This window comes from Streptococcus oriscaviae, assembly GCF_018137985.1.
Classification (GTDB): Bacteria; Bacillota; Bacilli; order Lactobacillales; family Streptococcaceae; genus Streptococcus; species Streptococcus oriscaviae.
In genome coordinates, this window is sequence record NZ_CP073084.1 from 736,652 (window position 1) to 759,806 (window position 23,155).

26 protein-coding genes are annotated in these 23,155 nt (G+C 43.7%); 9 read left to right on the forward strand and 17 right to left on the reverse strand.

What is annotated here, in order from left to right; genetic code table 11:
* Window positions 1–181: 181 nt before the first annotated feature.
* From INT76_RS03670 to INT76_RS03680, 3 genes are all read left to right on the forward strand, one after another.
* A complete protein-coding gene (locus INT76_RS03670; RefSeq protein ID WP_249116178.1) occupies window positions 182–943 on the forward strand; it encodes an XRE family transcriptional regulator in 762 nt (253 codons plus the stop codon).
* Window positions 944–1,102: 159 nt separating this feature from the next.
* Entirely contained in the window at window positions 1,103–2,071 is a 969-nt protein-coding gene (locus INT76_RS03675; RefSeq protein WP_212572309.1) for an Abi family protein, read from the forward strand.
* Between the two features lie 126 nt (window positions 2,072–2,197).
* Entirely contained in the window at window positions 2,198–3,340 is a 1,143-nt protein-coding gene (locus INT76_RS03680; RefSeq protein ID WP_212572311.1) for a tyrosine-type recombinase/integrase, read from the forward strand.
* Window positions 3,341–3,428: 88 nt separating this feature from the next.
* On the opposite strand, the gene INT76_RS03685 is transcribed toward INT76_RS03680, so the two are convergent.
* The 11 genes from INT76_RS03685 to INT76_RS03735 form a co-directional block, all read right to left on the reverse strand.
* Window positions 3,429–3,704, reverse strand: a complete 276-nt coding sequence (locus INT76_RS03685; RefSeq protein WP_067086181.1) for an HU family DNA-binding protein — start codon at window positions 3,702–3,704, stop codon at window positions 3,429–3,431.
* A gap of 86 nt (window positions 3,705–3,790) precedes the next feature.
* On the reverse strand, window positions 3,791–4,390 hold the full coding sequence (locus tag INT76_RS03690) for a YpmS family protein (protein WP_212572313.1): 600 nt from the start codon (window positions 4,388–4,390) through the stop codon (window positions 3,791–3,793).
* Window positions 4,368–5,204: an SGNH/GDSL hydrolase family protein gene (locus INT76_RS03695; protein WP_212572315.1), complete on the reverse strand. Its 837-nt coding sequence runs from the start codon at window positions 5,202–5,204 to the stop codon at window positions 4,368–4,370. The genes INT76_RS03690 and INT76_RS03695 overlap by 23 nt, the downstream gene beginning before the upstream one ends.
* On the reverse strand, window positions 5,197–6,030 hold the full coding sequence (locus tag INT76_RS03700; protein ID WP_212572317.1) for a DegV family protein: 834 nt from the start codon (window positions 6,028–6,030) through the stop codon (window positions 5,197–5,199). Before INT76_RS03700 ends, INT76_RS03695 begins: the two co-directional genes overlap by 8 nt.
* 113 nt (window positions 6,031–6,143) lie before the next feature.
* Window positions 6,144–7,805, reverse strand: coding sequence for a DNA repair protein RecN (gene recN / locus INT76_RS03705; protein ID WP_212572319.1), 1,662 nt, complete (start codon window positions 7,803–7,805; stop codon window positions 6,144–6,146).
* Window positions 7,806–7,808: 3 nt separating this feature from the next.
* Window positions 7,809–8,234, reverse strand: a complete 426-nt coding sequence (locus tag INT76_RS03710; RefSeq protein ID WP_212572321.1) for an arginine repressor — start codon at window positions 8,232–8,234, stop codon at window positions 7,809–7,811.
* The gene (locus tag INT76_RS03715; RefSeq protein ID WP_212572323.1) at window positions 8,227–9,048 is read right to left on the reverse strand and encodes a TlyA family RNA methyltransferase; all 822 of its coding nucleotides are present in this window, start codon (window positions 9,046–9,048) and stop codon (window positions 8,227–8,229) included. The genes INT76_RS03710 and INT76_RS03715 overlap by 8 nt, the downstream gene beginning before the upstream one ends.
* The gene (locus INT76_RS03720; protein ID WP_212572325.1) at window positions 9,041–9,913 is read right to left on the reverse strand and encodes a polyprenyl synthetase family protein; all 873 of its coding nucleotides are present in this window, start codon (window positions 9,911–9,913) and stop codon (window positions 9,041–9,043) included. Before INT76_RS03720 ends, INT76_RS03715 begins: the two co-directional genes overlap by 8 nt.
* A complete protein-coding gene (locus tag INT76_RS03725) occupies window positions 9,910–10,122 on the reverse strand; it encodes an exodeoxyribonuclease VII small subunit (protein ID WP_212572327.1) in 213 nt (70 codons plus the stop codon). The genes INT76_RS03720 and INT76_RS03725 overlap by 4 nt, the downstream gene beginning before the upstream one ends.
* Window positions 10,097–11,440 carry an exodeoxyribonuclease VII large subunit gene (gene xseA / locus INT76_RS03730; RefSeq protein WP_212572329.1) on the reverse strand — a complete coding sequence of 448 codons (1,344 nt, stop codon included), beginning with the start codon at window positions 11,438–11,440 and terminating at the stop codon, window positions 10,097–10,099. The genes INT76_RS03725 and xseA overlap by 26 nt, the downstream gene beginning before the upstream one ends.
* Before the next feature lie 234 nt (window positions 11,441–11,674).
* Window positions 11,675–12,202, reverse strand: coding sequence for an isoprenylcysteine carboxyl methyltransferase family protein (locus tag INT76_RS03735; RefSeq protein WP_212572331.1), 528 nt, complete (start codon window positions 12,200–12,202; stop codon window positions 11,675–11,677).
* Window positions 12,203–12,715: 513 nt separating this feature from the next.
* On the opposite strand from INT76_RS03735, the gene INT76_RS03740 reads away from it, so the two are divergent.
* Window positions 12,716–13,135: a nuclear transport factor 2 family protein gene (locus tag INT76_RS03740; RefSeq protein ID WP_212573010.1), complete on the forward strand. Its 420-nt coding sequence runs from the start codon at window positions 12,716–12,718 to the stop codon at window positions 13,133–13,135.
* A gap of 173 nt (window positions 13,136–13,308) precedes the next feature.
* Here INT76_RS03740 and INT76_RS03745 read toward each other — a convergent pair whose 3' ends face one another.
* The 5 genes from INT76_RS03745 to INT76_RS03765 all read right to left on the reverse strand — a co-directional run bounded on the left by INT76_RS03745 (window position 13,309) and on the right by INT76_RS03765 (window position 16,856).
* Window positions 13,309–14,082: an HAD hydrolase family protein gene (locus tag INT76_RS03745; protein ID WP_212572333.1), complete on the reverse strand. Its 774-nt coding sequence runs from the start codon at window positions 14,080–14,082 to the stop codon at window positions 13,309–13,311.
* Between the two features lie 13 nt (window positions 14,083–14,095).
* A complete protein-coding gene (locus INT76_RS03750) occupies window positions 14,096–14,944 on the reverse strand; it encodes a bifunctional methylenetetrahydrofolate dehydrogenase/methenyltetrahydrofolate cyclohydrolase (protein WP_212572335.1) in 849 nt (282 codons plus the stop codon).
* A gap of 107 nt (window positions 14,945–15,051) precedes the next feature.
* Window positions 15,052–15,786 (reverse strand): amino acid ABC transporter ATP-binding protein, encoded by a 735-nt coding sequence (locus tag INT76_RS03755; RefSeq protein WP_212572337.1) that lies wholly within the window; start codon window positions 15,784–15,786, stop codon window positions 15,052–15,054.
* Window positions 15,779–16,468, reverse strand: coding sequence for an amino acid ABC transporter permease (locus INT76_RS03760; protein WP_212572339.1), 690 nt, complete (start codon window positions 16,466–16,468; stop codon window positions 15,779–15,781). Before INT76_RS03760 ends, INT76_RS03755 begins: the two co-directional genes overlap by 8 nt.
* A 157-nt stretch (window positions 16,469–16,625) precedes the next feature.
* Entirely contained in the window at window positions 16,626–16,856 is a 231-nt protein-coding gene (locus INT76_RS03765) for a DUF1797 family protein (RefSeq protein WP_212572341.1), read from the reverse strand.
* 174 nt (window positions 16,857–17,030) lie between these two features.
* Between INT76_RS03765 and INT76_RS03770 the strand changes: the two genes are divergently transcribed.
* The 4 genes from INT76_RS03770 (at window position 17,031) to INT76_RS03785 (ending at window position 21,381) form a co-directional block, all read left to right on the forward strand.
* The gene (locus tag INT76_RS03770) at window positions 17,031–18,335 is read left to right on the forward strand and encodes a DUF1576 domain-containing protein (protein WP_212572343.1); all 1,305 of its coding nucleotides are present in this window, start codon (window positions 17,031–17,033) and stop codon (window positions 18,333–18,335) included.
* Window positions 18,316–18,657 (forward strand): hypothetical protein, encoded by a 342-nt coding sequence (locus INT76_RS03775; RefSeq protein ID WP_212572345.1) that lies wholly within the window; start codon window positions 18,316–18,318, stop codon window positions 18,655–18,657. The genes INT76_RS03770 and INT76_RS03775 overlap by 20 nt, the downstream gene beginning before the upstream one ends.
* A 161-nt stretch (window positions 18,658–18,818) precedes the next feature.
* Window positions 18,819–21,059, forward strand: a complete 2,241-nt coding sequence (locus INT76_RS03780) for an ATP-dependent Clp protease ATP-binding subunit (RefSeq protein ID WP_212572347.1) — start codon at window positions 18,819–18,821, stop codon at window positions 21,057–21,059.
* Between the two features lie 55 nt (window positions 21,060–21,114).
* Complete coding sequence (locus INT76_RS03785; RefSeq protein ID WP_212572353.1) at window positions 21,115–21,381, forward strand: hypothetical protein; 267 nt, start codon at window positions 21,115–21,117, stop codon at window positions 21,379–21,381.
* Between the two features lie 97 nt (window positions 21,382–21,478).
* On the opposite strand, the gene INT76_RS03790 is transcribed toward INT76_RS03785, so the two are convergent.
* Complete coding sequence (locus INT76_RS03790) at window positions 21,479–22,474, reverse strand: MBL fold metallo-hydrolase (RefSeq protein WP_212572355.1); 996 nt, start codon at window positions 22,472–22,474, stop codon at window positions 21,479–21,481.
* Between the two features lie 173 nt (window positions 22,475–22,647).
* Between INT76_RS03790 and INT76_RS03795 the strand changes: the two genes are divergently transcribed.
* The gene (locus INT76_RS03795) at window positions 22,648–23,106 is read left to right on the forward strand and encodes an NUDIX domain-containing protein (protein ID WP_212572357.1); all 459 of its coding nucleotides are present in this window, start codon (window positions 22,648–22,650) and stop codon (window positions 23,104–23,106) included.
* Window positions 23,107–23,155 lie beyond the last annotated feature (49 nt).

Below are 23,155 nucleotides of genomic sequence, written 5' to 3' on the forward strand. Positions count from 1 at the left end.
TTCTCCTTTCCGCCCTTATGGGCTTTTTTTATTTGGTCATTTCCCTGACCTTGATTATATTATGCTGCGGTTAAACCGCAATATCAAGAACTTTTTGCGTTTTTCCCGCATTTTTTTGTTTTTTTCTTGATTTTTTTGCGTTTTTGCCGTAAAATCTTCATTAGAAAGCGAGGAAAATGCTATGCTAATAGAAAACAAAGATATTTTCTCGAAAAATCTAAAATACTATATGGATAAAAAAGGAGTTGATAGAAATCAACTCTGCTCCGATTTAGATTTAAAGTATACAACTGTACGAGACTGGATAAAAGGTATTACATACCCACGAATCGATAAAATCGAATTGCTTGCAAATTACTTTGGGATTAACAAGTCGGATTTGATTGAAGATAAAAGAACTCTTTCAATAAATCGCGCCACAGAAGCCCCTGACAGCCCCGTAGCGATGATTTCGCCCAAGGTGGTATATTTAGACCAGGAGCTCAAAGAACCGCGCCACAGCGCCTGGCTTGGCCACGGTGAGCAGCTTCTGAAAGAGCAGTCCCTCGAACTGCGAGAAGAACCTCTCTTTGAGTACCGTATTTATGAGAAATTATCTGCAGGTACAGGGACGGCCATCTATGAAGACCACAGTTATGATCTGGTCTATTTTGACAAGGACCTGGACCACGACATTGCCAGCTGGATCTACGGCGACTCCATGGAACCAAAATACCACCATGGCCAAGTGGCCCTGATTAAGGAGACAGGCTTTGACTACGACGGGGCCATCTACGCCGTGGTCTGGGATGGCCAGACCTACATCAAGAAAGTATACAGAGAAGAAGACGGCCTGCGCCTGGTCTCGCTTAACGACAAATACTCCGACAAGTTCGCCCCCTATGACGAAGACCCGAGAATCATCGGCAAAATCGTCGGTAACTTTACACCGGTGGAGAGATAAGGGAACTATTTAAAAATTTTTTTATAACATAGAGGCTTATCTATTGCAATCTGGTTGAGATTAATCTATAATTAAGTCAATCGATGAATAGGCGCGCTAAGCGTCATACCAAAAGGGCCTCTTTTATGGGGTCCTTTTGCGCTTCATGGAGATTAGAAAATGAAACCTTTTACAGACAAAGAACAGCAAATAGCAATACTAAACAGACGAAATCTAAATTTTATAGATGTAGAAAAAGCAAAGAAATTACTAATGCGCTATGGATATTACGAAGTAGTGAACGGATATAAAACTTTCCTTCTGAAAGAAGAATGCGAATCCGAGGAATTTAAAGACGGCGAGACATTCGAACACCTTATCGCCCTTTATGAGCTAGACAAAGACATCCGAAATGGTGTTATGAAAGCCAGCTTAGAAATAGAACTATCATTGAGAACTGCCATCGCATACACTCTAGCTGAAGATTTTGGAGTTCATCAGCGAGACTACCTTCACTATCGAAATTTTAGACAAGGAGATAGTATTTGGGGGAACGGCTCTCCAACTAATGAAAGAGCGGTACTGCTAAATAAGCTAAACGCTCTTACAAACAAAAATATAGAACCACTTAACCATTACAGAGCTTTCCATGGCCATATCCCTCCTTGGATACTATTAAAAGAAACCACGTTTGGCAATTTAAAGCACCTATTCAAGCTCTTAAAGGGGCCTCAAAAGGATAAAGTGATTTCAATTTGCTATGGAATAAATATTGACGAAGTAACGGAGGAGAAAAAATCTTTATTCAAAGACAGTCTGTCTGTAATTAATAGCTTCAGGAATCGAGCAGCACACAGTGGTAGAATATTTAACTACAAATCCAATTTACATATTCTTCAATTTAATCAGGAATTTCACTCTGAAATTGGGATTACAGCGGCTAGTTACAGAAACGGATTAGGGAAAAGCGATCTCTATACTCTGTCGAAATTATTATCTAGATTTGAAAATAGCCTTGCCAAAATCAACCTCGATTTCTATACGACTTACTCAATAGATAAACATTGCCAAATATATCCAGATGATCTAATGTTACTTTCACAAGAGATGAATTTCCCGCTTGAGGAATTAAAATATAATCAACAATAAAAAAGCCCTACGCTCAACTTTGGCCGGTCCGAGCGTAAGGCAAAATGTAAAGAAATCTTTTCAAAAGACATTATCTTTTGAAGTGTTTTCTTATACCCATTTTAACACAGAAATGAGGTAAAAACAATGTGGGATGAACAACTTCCAGACGGCAGATATAAATTTTTTGAACGATACAAAGATCCATATACTGGAACTTGGAAAAGAGTAGCTACTATTTTAACAAGCAATTCAAGCAGGGCGCAAAAACAAGCACAAAAAATTCTTGAGCGACGTATTGCAGAAAAAATAGCTCAGCTTAAAACATCTGAAATGCTCTTCACTGACTTGTTTGACCAGTGGTGGACTTTTTACCAACAAGAAATCAAACGCTCCTCCATCGCTTCTCTGAGTGGTAATATCAAAGAGATAAGAGAAAGTTTTGGATTAGGTGTCAAAGTTGTCAATATTGACCCTAAGTACGTCCAGAATTACCTGGACAGCCTAGACTGCTCTAGAAATAAAAAAGAGCGGACCAAGTCCATGCTTAACCTTGCCTTTGACTATGCAGCAGACTTGGACATCATCAAAGACAACCCTGCCAGACGGGCCAAACTTCCACGGGTCAAAAAGACTTTGGAAGATTGGAAAAAAGTTGAAGAAAAGTATCTTGATGAAGACGAAATTAAGCCCCTGTTGAAAGAATTATATAGACGACCTAGCACGTACCGAACAGCCCTGTTGGCTGAATTCATGAGCCTTAACGGCTGCCGTATTGGTGAGGCAGTCAGCCTTGAGCCAGGCAATCGTGATTTTGAAACCAAGGTCTTACAACTGCACGGGACCTATGACCACACGGGAGGCTATCGCAATGGTGAGAAAACAACTCCAAAGACTAATGCTTCATACCGTGAAACAATCATGACCAAACGGGAAATGGAAATACTCGAGGAAATGGAATTTATCAACGAGTTAGAAAAAAACACCAACCCAAGATACAGGGAAATGGGCTATATCTTCACAACTAAGAACGGTGTTCCAATCCAAACCAACTCTTTCAACCTGGCCTTAAAAAAAGCCAACGAACGACTTGAGAAACCAATCCAAAAAAATCTGACCAGTCACATCTTCCGCCACACCCTGGTTAGTCGCCTGGCAGAAAACAGAGTTCCGCTGAAAGCTATTATGGATCGTGTTGGCCATGCAGATGCAAAGACAACAACCCAAATCTACACCCATATCACCAAAAAACTCAAGGCAAATGTAGCTGAAATCATGGAAAACTACTAAAGTTTTGCCCCTTATTTGCCCCTTAAACAAGAAAAAAGCCTACTGCACAACGTCGAAATATTGATACAATAGGCTTTTTATGCGTTAATTACTTAACAGCGTCTTTAAGAGCTTTACCAGCTTTGAATGCTGGAACTTTTGAAGCTGCGATAGTGATTTCTTTACCAGTTTGTGGGTTGCGACCTTTACGAGCTGCACGTTCGCGAACTTCGAAGTTACCGAAACCGATCAACTGAACTTTCTCACCAGCAGCAAGGTAGTCTGCTACTGCAGCAAATACTGCATCAACTGCAGCTGCTGAATCCTTCTTAGTCAATGAAGTTGCTTCTGCAACTTTTGCAATCAAATCTTGTTTATTAGCCATTTTGCTAAATCCTCCAAAAATTTTCTGAGTAAACTACTCACTCTAATATAGTACCTAAATTTATTCGATTGGTCAAGTTTTTTCTGCTATTTCTGCACTTTTCTATAGATATCTACAATGATTTGGTCATTATAAAGGTCAATTGTGTTTGCTTTCCCATAAAGACCGAGTTTATTTTCCAAAGCTGTCAGTTGAATATGGACTGTTGCGGCGTTGGCATCTATCTGAACAAAACTTGGTAGCTTGTAATGTTTCTCGATATAATCGAGTATCAAGGACTTGGGCAGATTCAAACTGCCTGCTGAAATTTCGGTGATGGTCAATAAGACACTTCCATCTTCTAGCTTGCTCGGATGGAGATAAATATCCAAGGGAATCTGTGTGCCAAGAACCGTATAAGACCCTTCAAAGAGTATCTGCTGGTTGCTGGCATAGAGCTTGTAGGCGAAATCTTCTGTTTGATAGTCTTCCAGATAGTTTGCTAGGGTTTCGTTCAACTGTTCCCTATTGGTCGTAAAGGTGCCAATCTTTGTGTCCTCTGCATTGGTGGCAACAAGTTGGCTCAAGTCCTCTCTTGGAACCACGATTCGACTGATTAGGACGATTCCTAAGCCTAAAACCAGGGCTAGAAGGGTTAGAAAGAGCCACTTCCATATATTGACTTTACCAGTTTTCTTTTGTTTCACTAATCGCCTCCATGACTGCCTGTTTCATGATTTCATAGCCTGTATTATTGGGATGAAAACTGTCTTCTTCATAAAGAAGATTGTTCACTCCGCTTGATGTGCTTGAGTTCGTTTCCGCTACACCCTCTTGACCATCTAAGCCTTTATAGAGAAGGTCGTTGATGGGAACAAAATAAACATTTTCCATACTGGTCACAGTTTCTTCTGTCACTTGATTCCAGTTATCTACAATGGTCTGCATATCTGTCATTTCCGGAAAAGACAGATAGAGCGGATTGTAGATGCCCAGAACATAGATAGGAAGGTCGGGATTATGCTGCCGAGCCGTCTGAAGAATGTCTTTCAGCCGCTGACTATAAGCCTTCAGGGGCTGATCAAAGGTCGATATACTCAAATTAGCAATGTTTTTGAGAACAATATGACGCAGATCGTTTCCACCAACCGTCAAGGTCAGTAAGTCAGCCGTCTTTAGAGCCTGGCCAATTTCTGCTTCTTCTGTCATCCGCTTGAGAATCTGCTGACTGGTATTGCCTGCGAGGCCGTAATTATCATAGTTAACCTGATAACCATAGGAATTGACAAGGCTTTGCGCCAACAAGGGAACAAAGCCCCCCTGATTGGTTGTATCCCCTACTCCTTCGGTTAAAGAATCTCCGATGGCTACATAGTGAAACGCCTGTATTTCCTGTTTCTGAAAATCCTCTGGTTTGAAGCGGGCCTGAGCCTGAGGCAGTAAAAACTGGAAAATGAATACAAAGAGGAGCAAACAGACAAAGAAGTAGACTGTGCTATGAAGAAAATTGCGGCTATTCATAGCGTACTAGAACCGCCCAGGCGTCTTCTCCTGTATGCGTTTGGATAATGGAACCTGTTTCAAGAACAGAGATAGGGGTCGGTACAGCATCCTGTAATCTAGCCTTGATTTCCTCCGCAAATTCTGGACTGCCCGCATAAGAGATTCCCACCTCTAAAACGCTCTTATCAGATAACTTAAGGTGAAATTCTTCCAGCCATTTCTTGAAGGTTTTATTGCCTCGTCCCTTGACAATCGGATTGAGCTGATGGTCTTTCATTTCCATAATCACTCGGATATTGAGCAAGCTGCTCAGAAGACCCGTCACTCGGCCGATTCGACCGCCTTTTACCAAGTTTTCCAGTGTTGAAACACCGATATAGAGCTCTGTTTTAGACTGAACATAGGCAATTTCTGCCAAGATGTCTTCCTTGCTAGCTCCTGCCTGTGCCAAACGAGCGGCTTCAACCACTTGAAACTTAGCCGCCTGATCCGTAAAACCAGAGTCAATTACTGTGACATCTGCACCTGATAGATTAGCTCCCTGACGAGCGGCTTCAACCGTTCCGGAAAGAGCGTGTGACAGGTGAATCGCGATAATCTGGCTGCCATCTTTAGCGAGATTGGCAAAGGTTTCTGCAAACAAGCCCACCGGTGGCTGACTGGTTTTAGGCAGGTTTTTGCTCGTACGCATCAGCTTGAGGAACTGTCCTTCCTCCAAATCACTGTCTGAATAAACAACACCATCTACCATGACAGAAAGTGGAACGACGGTAATTCCCAGTTCTTTGACCAATTCTGGCTCTATCGTTGTGCTAGAGTCGGTTACGATTTTAATAGAAGTCATTGATATTTCCTACTTTACATTTCTATTGATTGTCCTTATTATACCAAAATTCAGATTAAAAGTGGGGATTTTTTTCTATACAAATCAACAGAAAAAGGGGATAGAACTCCTTCCTACCCCTTGTTCAACAACTCCCTAGCTTGGCTCCTAGCGGCTTCTGACACCTTGTCACCGGCCAGCATCTTGGCAATCTCCTCAATCCGCTCGTTCTCATCCAGAAGTCGGACTTTGGATACTGTCGAAGCCTCATCTGATATTTTTTCAATATAAAATTGGTGGTCTGCAGCTGCGATAACCTGCGGTAAATGGGAAATGGCCAATACCTGACCAAATTGGCCAATCTTATAAATTTTCTGGGCGATAGCCTGAGCCACTCGGCCAGACACGCCGGTATCTACCTCGTCAAAGACGATTGACGTCTTGGCTTCCTTGCGGGCAAAGGCCGACTTGATAGCCAGCATAAGGCGAGATAATTCACCGCCTGAAGCAACCTTAACAAGAGGTTTGTAATCCTCTCCAGGGTTGGTCGAAATATAGAATTCAACCTGTTCATTGCCTTCGCGATTGAACTTTCCTTTGGTGAAACGCACTTGAAACTTGGCCTTTTCCATGTAAAGATCCTGCAATTCCTGAGCGATTTCCGCTTCAAGCTGGCTGGCTAAATCATGTCGTGCCTGACTGACCTGCTGGGCCAGCTCCACCAGTTCTTTTTCCAAGGTCTTGAGTTGATTTTCTAGGTCTTCACTAGTAAGATTATTCCCCGTCAAAAGATTGTATTCATCTGTAATCTTTGCCAGATAAGCCAGCACATCGTCCACATCACCGCCGTACTTGCGTGTGATGGTGTTGAGAATATCTAACCGACTTTCCAGCTGAAAGAGGCGATTCCCGTCAAAATCCAAGCCGTCAATGACATCTCCCAGTCGCTTGACAATATCTTCAATGACATAATAGGCTTCCGTTAAATTGCCTGACAGCTCCTTGTAGCTACCATCATAGTCCTCAATTGATTGCAGGTCATTCATGGCAGAACGCAGGTTAGATAGACTTGAAAATTCCTCATTGTCTAGCATAGCATAGGCATTGGTCAGCGTATCTGCAATCTGTTTGTGATTGAGCAATCGTTCTCTTTCCTGCTGGAGCTGGCTGTCCTCACCAGACTGCAGATCGACCGCTTCGATTTCTGCAATCTGATACTCTAGCATCTCGATACGGGCCTTATGTTCCTGTTCGTTCTTTTGCTTTTCAAGCACCTGTCTGCGCAAGGTTCGGTAATCTTCAAAGGTTTCCTGATAGCGTGACTTAAGCTGCCAAAATGTCGCCTCTCCAAAGTTATCCAACAGTCGGATATGGTGCTGAGGCTTCATCAATTCTTCTTGGTCATGCTGACCATGGATGTCTACCAGATATTGTCCAATTTCTTTGAGAACCGATAAATTCACCAGCTGCCCATTGACTCGACTAAGTGAGCGGCCGTTTTGTAAGATTTCACGGCGGATAATTAGCTCGTCCCCGGCCTCTATTCCCTGTTCCTCCAAAACACGAAGCAAGCCGCTCCTATTCTCCACGGAAAAAAGTCCCTCAATCTCTGCTTTGGGGCTTCCGTGCCGGATGATGTCCGTCGTTGCCCGAGCCCCTAACATGAGGTTCATAGCATCGATAATAATGGACTTACCAGCTCCTGTTTCACCGGTCAAAACCGTCATTCCTTTATCGAAACTTAGCGATACTTCCTCAATAATCGCAACATTCTTTATGGAGATATCCAGTAACATTTTTTACCAAACCCTTATCGTTTCTTCCAACCGAGGCAGGTTAGCCTCATCTTTTACAATAATCAGTATGCTGTCATCATCAACAATGATGCTAAAAATCAATTCTTCAAACTGCTCCAAAATCTGCCGTTTAACCACTGCCGTACTGCCCGGAACGAGATTGATATTCATCATCTTGTCCATGGAAGCCAGACTTAGAACATTGCGGCTCTGCACCTTGCTCAAGCCTGATTTAGGCAACCCATATATATACCCTTTTTCAGGAGAAGGTACCTTGATGATCCCTAGTTCCTTAATATCTCGTGAAACGGTCGCTTGGGTCGCATGAACGCCCATCTCCTTAAGGCGTTCAACAATTTCTTCCTGAGTATCGATCGGGTATCGGACTACCAAATCCTTAATGACCTGTAATCGTTCTTTCTTATTCATCTTTTTTAAATTCCTCATGTGCTTGCTCTACCAGAGACTCTATTTGGTCTGCCACTTGATTGACCGGCAGAGCGCTTTTTTCCAGAAAAGCTAAAAATTCAATATTTCCTTGACCACCCTGAATCGGTGAAAAGTCCAGCGCCTTGACAGAAAAACCAACCGTCTGGGCCATCGCTGCCACCTCCTTTAAAACCTTGAGGTGAACTGCCTTGTCCTTGACAATCCCATTCTTACCAACTAATTCTCTACCTGCTTCAAATTGTGGCTTAATCAAGGCTACGACCTGACCGCTGTCCGCTAGAAGTCCATGTAGGGCTGGCAATATCAAACTAAGAGAGATAAAACTAACATCTATGGACGCAAACGTCACCTGCCCTTGAGAAAAATCAGCTTCTTGAGCGTAACGAAAATTGTACTGCTCCATGCTGACAACTCGTGGATCCTGACGAAGTTTCCAAACCAGTTGGTTGGTACCAACATCCACTGCATAAACTAGGTGCGCCCCTGCTTGTAGCATCACATCTGTGAAACCACCCGTAGAAGCTCCAATATCCAGACACACTTGCCCGTCAACTGACAGTTCAAACACCTGCAAAGCCTTTTCCAGCTTGAGTCCGCCACGGCTGACGTATTTTAATTTTTCACCCTTGAGTTTGAGTTCTGTTGCCTCATCAATCTTCTCGCCCGGCTTGTCAAAGCGCTCTCCGTTTAAGACGGAAACCACTAGACCTGCCATTACCCCTCGCTTGGCCTGTTCTCTGGTTTCAAACAAGCCCTGCTTAAAGGCTAGTACATCTACTCTTTCTTTAGCCATCTAGTCGTAAACTTTCTATGATTTTTTTGATCTTTTCCGGAGAAAAAGCAGTCAGTTCTGCTACTTTTTCCAGTTCTTCCAAGGCCTGACTGAGCGTTTCCTCAAGGAAAATTCGAGAAGCTTCTAAGCCCATGAGCGCTGGATAGGTAGACTTGTCCGCTCGCAAATCCTTCTGCGGTGTCTTGCCTAATTCTTCAAAACTAGCCGTCACATCCAAGATGTCATCCCGCACCTGAAAGGCTAAACCGACCAAACGCCCTGCTTCCCGAAGGTGGGCGATAACAGCTTCTGACTGGTCTGTAACCAAGCCTGCCGCCACAAAGGGAAAGGTTAAGAGTTTCCCTGTTTTATTGGCATGGATGACCCGTAATTGCTCCACATCCAGTTTCTGTTTCTCTCCTGCCATATCCAAAATCTGACCAGCAACCATACCAAAGGTACCCGAAGCCTGAGACAGTTCACGAACTAGTTCTACTATCGTTTGGGCTGGCAAATCCGCCTGGGCCAAAAAACCGAAGGGATCTAAAAACAAACCATCTCCAGCCAGAATTGCCGTTGCTTCATCAAAGACCTTGTGGTTGGTCAAACGACCGCGCCGGTAGTCATCATCATCCATAGCTGGCAGATCATCATGGATGAGGCTCCCCGTATGAATCAACTCCAGACAAGCCGCTACTTGATAATCCGCCTCCGTCGCTTGTCGGCCTAAGTCCTCAATCAGCTGAAGAAATATCATTGGACGAATGCGTTTGCCCCCTGCCTGCAAAGAGTAGAGAACTGCTTCATTTAATCTATTCGCAACAGCCTGTTGGTAAAAACCAGCTAGCGTCGCTTCCAGTTGCGCCATTCGCTCTGTTGCTATCATAGTTCTGTCTCACTGCCATCAGCCTGCATGACCTTGACCAGAGTCTTTTCTGCGTCATTCAAGGTCTTTTGCAGCTCTTTGGATAGCATCATCCCTTTCTGGAACTCCGTCAGCGCTTCTTCTAAGGCTACATCACCCTGCTCCAGTTTCATTACGATGCCTTCCAACTCAGCTAGGTTTTCTTCAAATGTTTTCGTTTTTTTGGACATTCTTTACCTCCACATCTACCTGACCATCTCGCATACGAACGGTCATTCCTTTGTTTGTTTCAATCTTTTCTACGCTGTCAATCACACGTCCATTCTGCTCTACAATCGCATAGCCCCGTGCCACAATTCTACTGGTATCCAGCATAACCAAGGCCTCAATTAACTTATCTGCCTTGGCCATTTTGTTGTCGTAGATATTGGCCATGTTGCTTTTGAGCAGGCGCTCCTGCTGGCTGAGCAGTTCTCGGTCCCGCTCCACGCGTTTACCCAGATTAGCAGCCTGCAGGCCATGGTCTAGCAGGGCAAATCGTTGTTTCTTCTCGCTATAAATTTCCTTGAGACGGGTCTTGAGTTGGCTGGTCAAACGATCCAGCTTTTCCAAATAGCCATCATATAAGCGTTCTGGTTGTCGGAACAATACGGATTGGCCTACCTTGTCAACCTGACCTCGCAGGTACTGGAGGCGGTTGCGAATGGCTTGGTAGGCCCGATTTTCCTGTTGACGCAAATGCCCCACAATATCAGCCTTGGTAATGGGGGTTGCCATTTCAGCCGCTGCTGTCGGGGTTGCAGCCCTTCTATCGGCCACAAAGTCTGCTAAGGTTGTATCTGTTTCATGCCCCACACTTGAAATAACGGGAATCTTGGATTCAAAGATGGCCCTAACCACCACTTCTTCATTGAAGGCCCATAAATCCTCAATGGAACCTCCACCACGACCGACAATAAGGACGTCTAAATCCTCTCGATCATTTGCCCTTCGGATATTAGCTGCCACATCTTCGGCAGCTCCTTCTCCCTGAACCTTGGTTGGGTAGAGAAGAATTTCCACACCCGGAAAACGCCGGCTGACGGTTGTGATAATATCCTGAATAACAGCTCCACTCGGGCTGGTCACCACTCCAATTTTCTTGACAAAGCGAGGCAGGTCTTGCTTCCATTCAGGGTTAAAAAGTCCTTCCTTGGAAAGAGCCTGTTTGAGCTGTTCAAACTTGATTACCAAGGCCCCAATCCCATCCGGCTCTGCCTTTTCAATCACAATGGAATAAGAGCCGCTCGGTTCGTAGAGTTGGATTCGTCCAACCGCATTGATTTTCATCCCTTCTTCCAGTTCAAAACCTAGCTTCTTATATACTCCTGCCCACATGGTAGCTTGGATAACAGACTTGTCATCCTTAAGAGAAAAATATTGGTGGGTTGGCCTTTTCCGAAAATTGGATATCTGCCCTGTCAGATAGACTCGCTCCAAATAGGGATCGCGGTCAAATTTTAATTTTAAGTACTTGGTGAGACTGGAAACGGATAAATATTCAACCATGTCTGCTCCTTCTGTCTGTATCTTTACCATTATACCAAAAAAAGACAAAAAGCTCTACAAAGCGCTTTGTAGAAGCTCTTCACCGACCTCTGAAAAAAACGAGCCAATAAGTAAAAACACAGAAAGTATTGGCTTGACCTATCTCAAGAATCCAACATTTTCCGTGTTTCCATTGTTTATTTTTTCTAAACCACTTGCTTTTGATAACTCCAAGAAGCTCTGTCTTCTTACCGGCTATTTGCCAATTATCCCATTGGGGATGATCACCTCTTTAAGCAACTTATTCTCTTCAGCGATGCGTTTGTAGAGAATAAAAGCATAGATCGGCGCCAACAAACAAAAACTGTATGTCGCATGGCATAAGAGAGCCAGCCCAACCAATTCCGGCAAGATATTTAAAAAATAGTTGGGATGTTTGATAAATCGGAAAAGCCAATGGTCAATAAACTTATGATCCTTTACCAACATCAGTTTGACTGTCCAAATATCTCCCAAAATACGCGTCACCCAATAGAGCATACTCATGGAAAAAACGAGAAGTAGCAAGCCGATGCTGCTAATCCAATCGAATTGCTGCTGTTTCCACAGGCTTTCTACAAGGCAGGAAAGGTAGAACAAAATATGAATAACTGTCAATAGCTTTGTATTCTGAATTCCATATTCCTTGCCTCCATCTTTTAGAATCTGCTTTTCATTTCTGAGCGAAATCTTGAGGAATACTAACCTCAATAAAAAAACTCCTACAACTATTAAAGCAACCATCTTATCCTCCTAAAATCTATCCTTTTGACTTAATTGTATCAAACACAACTAACTCTCCCCTGTATCCTTTCTCCTTTTTACCTGTTTTTTAGCCCTAATAAGACAAAAAGATACCAACCATTTCTGGCTGGTATCTTCAGGAGATTATGAAAAATATTTAGGATTGAATACAGTATAACTTGAAAATCAGTAAACTTCATCAGTCCTAGGGCTGATTCTGCCTATTCTTCCAGATAAGACAGCCATTCATAAGGGGACACTGGTCTTGAGATACAGCAAGAACATTACTACAACGAGCATATCGTAGAACTTATGTTATTGGAAAACACATACAGGAAAAGGCACGACCTTGCATACATCCAAACAGAAATCAGGGGCTATCCTTTAAAAAAGTATAACAAGCAAAAAAAAGCAAAAAACTACACATAAACAGACGCCAGTTAGATTTATAAAACGAAGTGAAAATGGTATAATAACAAAACAGTATCTGGTTTTGGAGGTGATTAAATGTTTATGAATGAAAGAGAGAAAATAATTCAATTATGGTTTGATATGTGGCTTACACAACAAGACTTAGGTATAGATGATATTTTTTTAGAGGATGTCATTTATATTGAGAGTTGGGGTCCTAAATATGAAAATCGTCAGACAGTGAAGCTCTGGTTTAACGAGTGGAATACAAGAGGAAAAGTTCTTGCATGGGATATAAAGCAGTTTTTGCATAAAGATGATCAAACGATTGTAGAATGGTACTTCCAAAATAAAATGAATGAGGGGAAAGTTGAAGAGTTTGATGGCATCTCTTTAATTGTTTGGACGGCCGATAATAAAATAAAAACCTTAAAAGAGTTTGGCTGTAATTGCAATAACTACAATCCTTATAAAGAGGGTGAAACTCCATTGTTCAGGGATGAAAAAGTAAATTGGTTTTGAGGAGATAGAATAAGTCTCTTTCAGTATGGCGCTTTACGAAAAAAACGCTGATAAAAACAAAAAATACCAGTCATTTTTGGCTGGTATTTTCAGGAGATTATGAAAAATATTTAGGATTGAATACAGTATAACCTGAAAAGCAGGTATCTGCATCGGTCCTAGGGCTGATTTTTCTATTTTCCTCTAAAAAGGGAAAAGACTTCCAAAATCTTGGCTGCAATGGCTGACTGGTAGTCACCGACCAGCTTGATTTGCTCGTCCGCAAATTCTGTCAGGACGGAAAGGTCACCCACCTGGACAGCATAAAGGGATTCCTTGAAGAGTTCAATATCGTTGCGGTCATTGCCAAAGACGACCACATCATTGCCCACATGCTCCACCAAGGTCTTGGCCTTGTGAGTTTCTGCTGGATTGAGGTAGATACATTTTTCTCCTTCATCATAGAAAACTTCCAGACTCTTTTCATGAGCAAATTGGGCCAGGGTTTCTTCAACCAAGTTCTCATGATTACCCATGTAAATGACCATTTTGATAGGTTTTTTAATGGCATCAAGTGGTAAAAATTGAGCCTTTTCCAAGGGATCCACTCTGGAAATAAAGGGCATTTTTTCAAGAATTTGGCCAGAATAATCAAAACTCTCATCGACAATGAAGGGTAAATTATAGGTTTTGCACCAGTCCACCAAGATCTGGTAGGCCTTCTCATCAATCGCCCGCTCAAAAATCAGTTGACCATTTTCATAAACCAGACCGCCATTGAGGCCGACCACCATTTTCTGACTGAGTTCTGGCCCCAAGGTCGCCAAACAATCCCGATAGGAGCGGGTGGTCGCAAAGACCAGGTCATGTCCATACCTGGGGGCACTGAGCAAGACCTGCATGATTTCATCATCGATGGTCCTGCGGTCAAAGCACAGAGTCCCATCCAAATCAAAAACAAACTTCATAGGAATTCCTCCTCTACTGAGCGCTTCGAAGGGCCGCCTCATAGGTCTGTTCCATCAGCATGGTAATGGTCATTGGTCCCACACCGCCTGGAACGGGCGTAATCAAGCTGGCCACAGGGGCAACTTCATCAAATTTCACATCACCAATCAACTTGCCATTCCCATCCCGGTTCATGCCGACATCAATGACAACCGCACCTTCTTTGACAAATTCCTTGGTGACAAAATGTCCTCGGCCGATAGCAACCACCAAGATATCCGCTTGGCGGGCCAGTTCAGCCAGATTTTTCGTCCGCGAATGGGCGATGGTCACTGTTGTATGGGCATCCATGAGCAGTTGTGCCATGGGTTTACCAACAATGTTGGAACGCCCGATGACCACCGCATTTTTACCAGTCAAATCCACCTGGTACTCTTTGAACATTTCCATGATGCCTGCTGGCGTGGACGGCACCATGACCGCGTGACCAGACCAGAGTTTACCCATGTTGGTTGGATGGAAGCCATCCACATCCTTTTCCGGTGAAATGGCAAAGAGAACCTTTTCTTCATCGATATGGGCTGGCAGTGGCAATTGTACCAAAATCCCGTGCCAGTCCGCATCTTGGTTATAGGTTTCAATCATAGCCAAGAGCTCTTCTTCCGTTGTGGTTTCCGCTAAACGGACAACCTGACTCTTGAAGCCAGCGGCCAGAGCGGACCGCTCCTTATTTCGGACGTAGACCTGACTAGCCGGATCTTCTCCCACCAGAATCACTACCAAACCAGGAACGATTCCTTTTTCTTCCTTCAACTGAGCGGTCTTTTCAGCCAAGTTCGCCTGCATTTTTGCTGCTAGAGCTTTACCATCAATTATCGTCATCTTATGTGTACTACCTCCCGTTCACTTCCATTATACTAAAAAACAGAAAAACTTCCCATCTTTCAGGAAAGTTTTTTACATCGTTAGGTCGCACAAGGGCTTCATGCTTATAGAACTTTGGACAAAAAATCTTTGGTTCGCTCTTCCTTTGTTTCCTCAAAAACCTCTTTAGGGCTGCCCGTTTCAACGATGAGGCCGTCATCCATGAAAATGACACGATCCGCCACTTCTCGGGCAAATCCCATCTCATGGGTCACAATAACCATGGTCATCCCAGATTTGGCCAAGTCCTGCATAACACTCAGAACCTCTCCTACCATCTCAGGATCCAGTGCGGAAGTTGGTTCATCAAACAGGAGAACATCCGGATCCATTGCTAAACCACGCGCAATAGCAATCCGCTGCTGCTGACCTCCTGACAGACTTTGTGGAAAAGCTGTCGCCTTATCAGGCAAGCCCACCTTATCAAGCAATTCAAAGGCGATTTGTTCGGCCGCTTCTTTGGACATCCCCTTGGTCTTAATGGGAGAAAGAGTGATATTTTCTAGAACAGTCATATTCGGAAAAAGGTTAAACTGTTGAAAGACCATCCCCATTTTTTCCCGCATTTGGAAAATATCGTTTGCCTTGTCAGTAATATCTACCCCCTCAAAAGTGATGGTTCCCTCCGTTGGCACTTCCAATAGATTCATAGTTCTGAGCAAAGTAGACTTACCCGATCCAGACGGTCCGATAATCACCACTACCTCTCCCTGGGCAATTTCAAGGTCAATTCCCTTTAACACCTCATTTTTCCCGAAGGATTTATGCAAATTTTTAATCGAAATAATACTACTAGACATAGCTGTTCTCTCCTTTATTCAGTGATTTTTCAAAAGCTTGAATGCCCAAAGTCAAGATGCTCGTCATCATCAGGTAGTAAAAAGCTGCAAACAAGAGGGGCGTTAAGGTCAGGTAGGTGGTCGTAGAAACCGTCGTTGCCCCATTCCATAATTCCATCACCCCGATGGTAGACAGGAGGGAGCTATCCTTCAAAATGGTTACAAACTCATTTCCTAAGGCTGGAAGAATGTTTTTGATGGCTTGAGGCATAATGACATAGCGCATGGCCTGTTTGGGGCGAATCCCTAGTGAATAGGCCGCTTCTAGCTGTCCCTTAGGAACTGCGTTGATTCCAGCCCGCACCGTTTCTGAAATATAGGCACCCGAATTCATGGAGATAATGATAATCCCCGGAATCAGACGTGAGAGATCCACGGCTAGGACACCCAGCTGAAAAGTTGGTGCCACAATGTGCATGAGGGCAAAAGCTATCATAATTTGCACCACCATAGGAGTGCCACGGAAAATCCACACATAGATATTGGCCAGCCAAGCCAGTGGACGGAAGCGGCTTCGTTGAGCAAAGGCCAACAGCACACCAAGAATGCTGCCAAAAACGACCACCAACACTGCAACTAGAATAGTCACAAGCGCTCCGTAATTAAAATAATCCCAGTATTTTGGAAGAAAAGAAAAGTTCATGTAAATTCTCCGTTTTTTCAATGTAGGTTATACTATACCATTTTTTGTATAAAAATGCAACAACAAGTGATAGAATATTCATTTTGTTCAAAAAAAAAAGATTGACAAGACGGTTGTCTTGTCAATCTGAGCATCTCTCTGCTCGTTCCACTGTTTCTTAGTACAAGAGCTCGTAGATTTCCATTGCAATCAGGTCAATGCTGTCAAATGTGTAGGTTTCACGCGCAGCAACATCCCGCAAGGTAAATACAGAACCATTCTCTTCGTCATAGCTATAAGCTACCTCTGCAACAACAACACCTTCGCGTTCAAAGTTGCGTTTCAAGGTACCGCCATCACTAGCCATGGCCTCCAAGCGGTTAATAATTCTCACTAAATGTGATTCCATATCTATTCTCCTAATCCTTAGTATAAGCGTATTTTATCACATTTTTCATAAAAAGTCATTTTTTTACTCATAAATTCCACTGATTTACTAAAAAAACTTCACAGCGTTTTCAATATTTTTCTTCTCTCCTTCTTCGTGTTATAATAGGGATAAGATTATTTGAAAGGGGTTTCTATGACGAGGATTCTCACCCACTTCCACAAACAAGACCGACGAAAACTAATCATTCTGCTGTTGGCTGTCTATACGCTTGTTTTTGCCTTTTTAATGCCGGACAGACACTTGCTGGTCGAACAATATCTAGCACTGTTGCTCCATCAGACCTATCTGATTCAGGATGCCTTTGTCACAGCTGGTTTTGCCGCTACCTTTTTCAATGTTGCTCTGCATTTTTTCGTTGCCTATTATCTAATGAGTCGAAATGAGCGCAGCAAAATTAGCGGTCTTCAGATTGCAGCCATTGGCATTTTTATAGGGCATTCCTTTTTCGGAACCCACATACTCAACATTGTCCCTATTCTAGTAGGAACTGTCCTCTATGCCCATTGGACTCACCAGTCCTTCAAATTGTTTACCACGGTGAGTTTATTTGCAACTGCAACGGCTCCTCTGGTTTCTTTTGTTGCACTCGAACCGGGATTGTCAATAGGCTCTGTCCTTGCCGCTTGTCTGGTTGGTATCCTATTAGGCTTTATAGCCCCGCCTCTGGCAGAACACTATTTGAAGTTTCACAATGGTTTATCCCTCTACAACTATGGTTTTACAACAGGCTATATGGCCATGTTTTTTGTCCTAGCCTTACCTTATCTGGGCTGGGAAACCCAACTGACCATCAATTTGCTTCAGACAAACAGCCATATTCTGCTCACTTATTTCTCCATCATCTGGGCGGGATTTGCCCTTTTGGTGGTGAAAAACTTTCGTGAAGCCATTCAGCATTATCCCAAGCTGTTGAAAAGCTCAGGTCGCCTGCCGGATGATTTTGTAGCAAAATACGGTATTTACAGCACGCTTCTAAATATGTGTTGCAATAGCGGGCTCTACTTGCTCATCATTCTTCTCTTGGGAGAGCCATTGAATGGGCCTGTACTTGGAGCCTTGTTATCCTTCTTTGGCTTTAGCGCCTTCGGTAAGCACACCAAAAATTGCCTGCCCGTTACCCTCGGCATTATGGCCGCTTGCCTGCTCTTGGGACAACCACTGACAGGCATTCGCTTCCAACTGGCCTTCTTTCTAGGCAATGGCCTAGCCCCCATTTCTGGATTTTATGGCATGACCTATGGATTCATTGCAGGCTTCCTTCACTACAATCTGACCAGTCTAGCTTTTGGACTTCATCAGGGCATGAGCCTATACAACAACGGATTTACGACGGGACTGGTTGCCGGCTTCCTCTTTCCGATTATCGAAAATATTCAAGATCACAAACCTAAATGGACACAGCTGCATTGGAGAAAAAATGTTAAACGAAAAAAATAAAGCAACTCGTATCATGAAAGAAATTATCAGTTATTTTCTGGACAATGACCTCAATGATTTTTCGATGGATTTTCATATCAAAGATGGGGTTTTCTACCTCTCCATCGAGGCCCCTTGCCAGCAGAAACCGGCTAACTTCGACCAACTTGTTGAAGACTTGCAAACCGAGCGACAGCTAGAGGTTGATGAGTATTTCAATGCCCTGCTGGGTAGCCACAGCCATCATGACTATAGTTTTTTGGGTAAAGCCATTGATAAAGCCCTAGGAAGCTATAAAGATGGCAAACTCTTTTTAGAGATTTGGCGCTACGAGCAGCACTAAGCACTACTCTCTAAGCATGTTGTTGCAGTCCCTTTGCAGGATTCACCTGCAAGGGGAATTTTTGTAGCAGATTCTTGCAATTTACCCAAATCTTGTTATAATTAAGATATATCTGACCTTTATTGACTATTGGTCTTTATTCCAAAGAAAGAGGTAAACCGATGCTTTGTCACAATTGTAAAATCAACGATGCAACTATTCACCTTTACACCAATCTCAACGGAAAACAGCAACAAGTCGACCTCTGTCATAACTGCTATCAAATCATGAAGACCGACCCTAACAATGCCATTTTAAAAGGCTTGGGCGATTTGTCCAATCCAAACAATATGGATCCTTTTAGTGAGTTTTTCAATAATTTGGGAGGCTATCCTGGAAAAACACCTGCTGGCAAGCCCCGCAACCCGACTCCACCCACCCAGTCAGGAGGAGGAAACGGCCGCAATAATGGAGGAAATCAACAACCGCCGCAGCGTCCAAATGGTCTTTTGGAAGAGTTTGGCATAAACGTTACCGAAATTGCCCGCCGAGGCGAAATAGACCCTGTTATCGGTCGCGATCAGGAAATCACCCGTGTCATTGAAATTCTCAACCGCAGAACCAAGAACAATCCTGTTCTTATCGGCGAACCCGGAGTTGGTAAAACAGCTGTTGTCGAAGGACTAGCCCAGAAGATTGTCGATGGAGCTGTTCCGCAAAAACTACAAGGGAAGGAAGTTATCCGACTGGATGTAGTCAGCTTGGTACAAGGAACTGGAATCCGCGGTCAATTTGAAGAACGAATGCAAAAGCTGATGGAAGAGATTCGCAACCGCAAGGAAGTCATTCTCTTTATTGACGAGATTCATGAGATTGTCGGAGCAGGTTCTGCAGGTGATGGCAATATGGATGCGGGAAATATCCTCAAACCAGCCCTAGCACGTGGAGAAATGCAGCTAGTCGGTGCTACCACTCTCAATGAGTATCGCATCATTGAAAAAGATGCCGCTCTGGAACGTCGGATGCAGCCTGTCAAGGTAGATGAACCAAGTGTAGAAGAAACCATCACCATCCTCAAGGGTATCCAAAGCAAGTACCAAGACTATCACCATGTCAAGTACACCGATGCTGCTATTGAAGCTGCTGCCGTTCTTTCCAACCGCTACATTCAGGATCGTTTCTTGCCAGATAAGGCCATTGACCTATTGGATGAAGCAGGCTCTAAGATGAATCTGACCCTCAACTTTGTCGATCCAAAAGAACTGGACCAACGCCTGATTGATGCTGAGAATCGCAAGGCTCAGGCAACCCGAGATGAAGATTATGAAAAAGCTGCTTATTTCCGTGACCAAATTGCCAAATACAAGGAAATGCAAAAAGCAACCTTGAGCGAAGAAGATACCCCGCTCATCACCGAGAAGGAAATTGAAGCCATTGTAGAGCAAAAGACCAATATCCCTGTCGGTGACCTTAAAGAAAAAGAACAGTCACAGCTAATCAATCTAGCTAGCGACCTCAAGGCTCATGTCATCGGTCAAGATCAGGCAGTCGATAAGATTGCTAAGGCCATCCGCCGTAACCGTGTCGGTCTTGGTGCCCCTAATCGCCCTATCGGCAGCTTCCTCTTTGTGGGGCCAACGGGTGTCGGAAAGACCGAGCTTTCCAAACAACTGGCCATTGAACTCTTTGGTTCAGCAGATAGTATGATTCGCTTCGATATGTCTGAGTATATGGAAAAACACGCAGTGGCTAAACTGGTTGGAGCCCCTCCAGGCTACGTTGGCTACGAAGAAGCTGGTCAGCTGACAGAAAAAGTCCGTCGCAACCCTTACTCTCTCATCCTTCTTGATGAGGTTGAAAAGGCACATCCGGACGTCATGCATATGTTCTTACAAGTTCTGGATGACGGCCGACTAACAGATGGTCAAGGCCGTACCGTCAGCTTCAAAGACACCATTATTATCATGACTTCCAATGCTGGAACAGGTAAGGTGGAGGCTAGTGTTGGTTTTGGAGCGGCTATGGAAGGCCGGAGCCAATCTGTTCTTGGCCAACTCAGCAATTTCTTTAGTCCTGAATTCATGAACCGCTTTGATGGTATTATCGAATTTCAACCGCTCAGCAAGGAAAATCTCCTGCAAATCGTTGATCTCATGCTGCAAGATGTCAATAAACGTCTAGCAAGCAACGGTATCAGCCTGCATGTGACCGACAAGGTTAAGGAAAAACTGGTCGACTTGGGCTACGATCCAAAGATGGGAGCTCGTCCTCTTCGTCGAACCATTCAGGATCAAATCGAAGATGCCGTCACAGACTTCTATCTGGAGCATCCAAACGAAAAAGACCTTCGGGCTGTGATGAATGCCAAAGGGGAAATCCTTGTCAAAGCCAGCCAGAAAAAACCGGTCGAAACCAGTGCATAAGATCATCATAACATATTCCTAGATTGCCTACCTATGGACAGAAAGGAGGCTTATCATGACTGTATCACAATTTATCTTTGACCTCTATCAAGCATTCTTTTGGCCTCTGGCCTTCATCCTAGGACCACTTGGACCTTTTGGAGCCATGGTTCTTCTTGGAGCTTGCTATGCTCTGTGCTTCTATTGCTTCAGAAAACCCTTTGGCAAAGCTAGTCTAGGCAAACGCATTCTTTTGCTTCTAGCCTATGCGATTTTGACTCTCTCTGTACTTTGGCTCTGCGGGCTCATCGGAAGCCTTATCTGGATTAGTCAAATAGGCTAATGACTGGTGTCCTCATTCCCTATCCTTAGTAGGGGTGGACAACTGACAGAAAAAGAACCCTGTATCCGAGTGATTCAGGGTTCTATTTTTGTGAAGATTATTCTCTTGAGATGTGAGATTGGAGTTTACAGAAGTAGAGTACGCCATCTTCCAGTGTCATTTCCAGATGCCCAGACGCAACCAAGTAATCCAGATGAGCCATTGTTTCGCCACTAGCAAACCACTTCTGTGGTTTTGGAAGCTCATCCCAGTTGGCAGCCTTAATGCGCCACTTGATACGCGCCGATACATCACGGACGGTTACTCGCTCCTCATCGGCAATAGAATCGAGAATTTCTTGCATCCGCTCAAAATGATGGTCTACCAGTTCGTCAATCCGCTTCACATGATCTGTAATCAGCTGGCGGTGTCCTGGAAAGAGAAAACGCAATTTCATCTGGCGCAAAGTTGATAGGGTTCTCATGTAGGTCTTGAGAATATTTGGATAATCCCAGCCCCAGAAAGTTATGTTGGGCGTAATAGGATCCAAAACCGTATCCGCACTAAACATAATTTCTTTTTCCCTGTCATAAAGTCCGATATGACCTGGTGTATGCCCAATCAAATCCACCACTTCAAAATCAAAGTCCCCAACCTGAACATGACTTCCAATTTCAAGAACTTGATAAGGAACTGGGCGATCGAGTTTGAAACGAAAACCTGGATTGTCTTCAATTGCCATCTCTTCTTCTGAAATTCCGTAGAGCGGTCTAAAACTGCCTAGCAACTCCCAGTATTCACCGCTGGCCATGGCATTGAACAAATCACCATCTACCTTCCCAGCAAAGATACGGGCCCCCGCATCATAAAAGAGTGTGGCAAGACCTGAATGGTCTGCATGAAGATGGGTAATAATCAGATCAACGTCTTTCATTTGAATGCCCAGCTCATCCAAACCTGCCTGCATATCTGCTAAGGATTCTGGCTGATTATAGCCAGTATCAATTACTAGGGTTCGGCCTTCTCCTTTGATAACGTAAGAATGAATCTCTCGCAGAGGACTCTTGGGCAAGACAATGGGAAAGGTGTAGATGTTAGGATAGATTTCTCTCATGCCTGAATTCTCCTTTGAAAAGGCTTCTTTTCTTCATTATAGCACAGGTTGATAAGCGAAAAATCTTACAATCCGTAATGCTTCCCATAAGAAAAAATTATGGAAAAGTGGTATAATGGCAGAGCAAAGTAAACATACAAACACAAGGAAATACTGCTAAGAGGAGGGTTCGGATGACACAAGCTACATTTGGTGAAAAACAAGATGGAGTGACCTACAAGCACCGCTACGGAGTTTATGCCGTTATTCCTGATGCTGCCCATGAACATATCATTCTAGTTCAAGCACCCAATGGGGCCTGGTTCCTTCCGGGAGGAGAAATCGAAGCAGGCGAAGATCATCTAGCTGCCCTAGAAAGAGAATTGCTTGAAGAACTCGGATTTACGGCTGAAATCGGCTGCTACTTTGGACAGGCAGATGAATACTTTTACTCCCGTCATCGAGATACCCACTACTACAATCCTGCCTATATCTATCAGGTAATCAGCTACCAAGAAGTGGGCAAGCCTCTTGAAGACTTTAACAATCTGGCCTGGTTCTCAATCGACGAAGCGATTGAAAAACTCAAGCGGGGCAGCCACAAATGGGGCATCGAACAATGGAAATTGCAAGAAATTTCCCACAATAGCTAGTCAAATCAACTCAAGCGTGCTATAATATTCACAAACGAAGGAGGTAGCA